This window comes from Microbacterium sp. B19, assembly GCF_000333395.1.
Lineage (GTDB): Bacteria > Actinomycetota > Actinomycetes > Actinomycetales > Microbacteriaceae > Microbacterium.
In genome coordinates this window covers 1-3,623 of the sequence record NZ_BADA01000222.1, presented here as the reverse complement: position 1 = coordinate 3,623, position 3,623 = coordinate 1, and the positions used below count along the sequence as shown (strand labels likewise).

At 71.7% G+C, this 3,623-nt stretch carries 4 protein-coding genes; 3 read left to right on the top strand and 1 reads right to left on the bottom strand.

Annotation, left to right across the window (positions count from 1 at the left end):
• The 3 genes from I5G_RS08260 to I5G_RS08250 form a co-directional block, all read left to right on the top strand.
• A partial coding sequence (locus tag I5G_RS08260) for a helix-turn-helix domain-containing protein (protein WP_204365552.1) occupies positions 1-470 on the top strand: 470 nt, incomplete at its 5' end.
• Between the two features lie 32 nt (positions 471-502).
• Positions 503-1,516, top strand: coding sequence for a LacI family DNA-binding transcriptional regulator (locus I5G_RS08255; RefSeq protein WP_022878630.1), 1,014 nt, complete (start codon positions 503-505; stop codon positions 1,514-1,516).
• A gap of 82 nt (positions 1,517-1,598) precedes the next feature.
• Positions 1,599-2,192, top strand: coding sequence for a hypothetical protein (locus tag I5G_RS08250; RefSeq protein WP_148286448.1), 594 nt, complete (start codon positions 1,599-1,601; stop codon positions 2,190-2,192).
• Between the two features lie 58 nt (positions 2,193-2,250).
• On the opposite strand, the gene nhaA is transcribed toward I5G_RS08250, so the two are convergent.
• A complete protein-coding gene (gene nhaA, locus I5G_RS08245) occupies positions 2,251-3,582 on the bottom strand; it encodes a Na+/H+ antiporter NhaA (protein ID WP_026095770.1) in 1,332 nt (443 codons plus the stop codon).
• Between the last annotated feature and the right edge of the window lie 41 nt (positions 3,583-3,623).

The window sequence follows — 3,623 nt, the reverse complement described above, 5'->3', positions numbered from 1 at the left end:
GGGGGGGGGGGGGGGTATTCAGCGGCGCCGCCGCGGTGGCAGCTTCCCTCCGGGCGCTGATCGCCGCGGTCCGCGCGGAGGCGGTGGCGCTGTCCAGCCCCCGGTTGCCACGCCCCTCGGCTGAGGCGGACTACGACCGGTTGCACTCGCACGCGCGCACGATCCTCGAGGCCGAAGCCTCGCAGCGCGACCTCACGATCGACGCCGTCGCTACTCGCCTGGGCACGGGACGACGGCGGCTGGAACGCGCATTCCGGGCGCACGGCGAGTCGCCCGCCGAGGTCCTCCGCGCGCACCGGCTGGCGCTCGCGCGGGCACTGCTCGCCGCGGAGGGCGGCCACGGCCTCGTCGAGATCGCCGAGCGGTCCGGCTTCGCGTCCGCTCGTGCGCTGAAGGACGCGCTGTCCAAGCACGGCGTAAGCGGTCCGAACGGGGCCGGAGGAGTACGCTCGCAACGTCGCCGCGAGTGAAGCGGCGCGGTCGCTCATCCCGGAGGAGCCCGATGTCGCTGACCCCCGTACGCGGCACCGCGACCATCGAAGAGGTCGCCGCACGAGCAGGCGTGTCCCGTTCCACCGTGTCGCGCGTGGTCAACGGCTCGACCGCGGTGTCGCCGTCCGCGCTCGAAGCCGTGCGGCGCGCCATCGACGAGCTGCAGTACGTGCCCAACCGCGCGGCGCGTTCCCTCGCCAGCCGTCAGACGCGGGCCATCGCCCTCGTCATCCCCGAGGACACCGACCGCTTCTTCGGCGACCCGTTCTTCGGATCGATCGTCGCGGGCATCGGCGAGGTCATCGGCGAGTCCGACTACGTCATGAACATGCTGATCGCCAGCGATGACGCGAGCGCCAAGGCCCTCGGCTACCTGCGCAGCGGCAGTGTCGACGGCGCGATCGTCGCCTCGCACCACACCAGTGACACGTTCGTGGATCGTCTCGCCGACACCGTCCCCGTCGTCTTCGGCGGACGCCCGGCACGCGTGCGCCCCAGCGATCACTACGTCGACGTCGACAACGTCCAGGGCGGGCGGGATGCCACCCGCTACCTCCTCGACCGTGGTCATCGCCGCATCGCGACGGTATCCGGACCCTCCGACATGCCCGCCGGCATCGACCGGCTGCAGGGGTTCCGCGAAGTGCTCGACGAAGCCGGACTCGAGCCGGTGGCCGTGGAGGACGGCGACTTCACCGAGGTCGGCGGTGCCGACGCGATGCGCCGGATCCTGGCATCCGGGGATCTTCCCGACGGGCTGTTCGTCGCGAGCGACCTCATGGCCCGCGGGGCGTACACCGCGCTGCGCGAGCACGGCCATGAGCCGGGGCGCGACATCGCCGTCATCGGGTTCGACGATTCGGCGGTGGCGACGTCGCTCGTGCCCGCTCTGACCACGGTGCGTCAGCCCTCGCACGACCAGGGCCGCCAGATGGCGACGATGCTGCTCGACGTGCTCGCGGGGCGGGCGACGGCGAACGCAGCGATCCTCGCCACCGAGATCATCGAGCGCGCGTCCGCCTGAGACACGGGCCGCGGTCACCCGCTAGGGTGGGCGCACCGCGCCGCGCACACCCGCAACCGCGCGCGCGTCGAGAGGATCGACCATGCCTCGATGGAGGAACGCTGCCGTCGTCGTGGCCGTGATCGCGATCGCCGGCCTCGCCGGCTGCGTTCCCGAGCCGGCGACCCCCGTCGCGACCGAGACCGCCACCCCCACGGTGACCGTCGCGACGCCGACGCCCGCGGCCACCCCCACGCCGACCGCGTCCGAGACCTCCACCAGAGTCGTGTCCCGGGTCCCGGCATCCTGCGACGAACTCGGCACCGCGAGCAGCCGGGCCGAGACCGTGGGCGGCTTGACCGCGCAGCACGCCGACGGGTTCGTCCGTCCCTCGCCGCCGAACGCTACGACGAAGCTGTCGTGCAACTGGATCCAGGAAGAGGCGGCCGCGGTCCTGCTCATCGTCAGCACCGCGAGCCCCGCCGACGTGAACGCCGGCCTGGGGCAGCTGGCATCCGAGGGGTACCAATGCCAGGCCGCGCAGGACTTCGGGGCGCAGTACTGCATGCGTCCGGGCGACGCGGCCAGCAGCGAGGACGTGGTCGTCGCGCGCGACGACGTCTGGATCTACCTCGAGACCGTGAACGTCAACGCGCGGGCGTGGCTGTCCGACATCGCGGCGCAGATCTTCGGCTGATCCGGCTCGCGATCAGCGACTGACCCGCGCCGCGGTCAGCGGCTGACCCGGCTCGCGCTCAGCGGTCGCGGGGGAGCGGCTGCTGGTAGACGTCCGGGATGTCGTCGCCGTCGGCATCCACCTCTTCCTCCGTCGCGAGCTGCCTGTAGCGACGGTTGCGCATGAACAGGACGCTGGCCGCCAGGAGGGATGCCATCAGCGAGGCGACCATGATCGCGATCTTCGCGTCGTCGGTGTGCTCCAACCCGGCGGGGAAGCTGAGTTCCGCGATGAGCAGCGACACCGTGAACCCGATCCCGGCGAGGAGGCCGACGCCGGCTAGGTCGATCCACTTCAGCGCCGGGTCGAGGCGCACCTTCATCACGAGCGTGAGCACGCGGACCCCGAGCAGGATGCCGATCGGTTTGCCCAGCACGAGACCCGCGACGACACCGATCGTGACGGGGTCCATCACCGCGGGCGCGAGGCCTTCGCCGCCGCCGATCGCGACGCCCGCCGCAAAGAACGCTAAGATCGGGACCGCGACGCCTGCCGACAGCGGGCGGAAGCGGCGCTCGAACTGCTCAGCCAGATCCATGCCGCGGATCTCGGGCTGACGCTTCGACGGAGCGACCGGGATCGTGAAGCCCAGCGCGACACCCGCGATGGTCGCGTGGACGCCCGACGCGTGCAGGAAGGCCCACGCCGCGAAACCGATCGGGAGCAGCACGACCCACGCGGCCCAGGCGTGCCGCGCGAACCACGCGCGGCCGAGGTGCGCGATGGTGCCGTAGATCGCGACGAGGACCGCGAAGATCGCGAGGGGCAGGAGCGAGATGTCGCTCGTGTAGAACAGCGCGATGATCGCGATCGCGATGAGGTCGTCGACCACCGCGAGGGTCAACAGGAAGATGCGCAGCGGCCCGGGCAGGTGCGAGCCGACCAGAGCGAGCACGGCCACGGCGAACGCGATGTCGGTCGCCGCGGGGATCGCCCAGCCGGCGAGCAGGCTCGGCTGCGACGACGTCACCAGCACGTAGATCAGCGCCGGCACCGCGACGCCCGCGGCGGCGGCGGTGATCGGCACGATCGCGGTGCTGAACCGGCGGAGGCTCCCCACGACGATCTCGCGCTTCAGTTCGAGCCCGACCATGAAGAAGAAGATCGCCAACAGCCCGTCCGCCGCCCAGGACCCGACGCTCAGCTCGAGGTGCCACGGCTCGTACCCGAACCGCAGGTCGCGCAGCGCGAAGTACGCGTCCGAGGCGGGGGAGTTCGCCCAGATGATCGCCGCGATCGCGGCCACCACCAGCAGCATCCCGCCGACCGACTCGCGGCGCAGCAGCGTGGTGACGCGGTGGACTTCGCGGTAGCCCGGCCAGCTCGGCGCGCGCACGGGGGTTTCGTTCATGGCATCCCTTTCGGGGTCGTCGACACGATCGTCGACCAGAC

Bases quoted from the DNA above. Each gene is read 5' to 3' on its own strand.
- nhaA (WP_026095770.1), bottom strand. From the start codon at position 3,582: ATGAACGAAACCCCCGTGCGCGCGCCGAGCTGGCCGGGCTACCGCGAA.
- I5G_RS08255 (WP_022878630.1), top strand. From the start codon at position 503: ATGTCGCTGACCCCCGTACGCGGCACCGCGACCATCGAAGAGGTCGCC.
- I5G_RS08250 (WP_148286448.1), top strand. From the start codon at position 1,599: ATGCCTCGATGGAGGAACGCTGCCGTCGTCGTGGCCGTGATCGCGATC.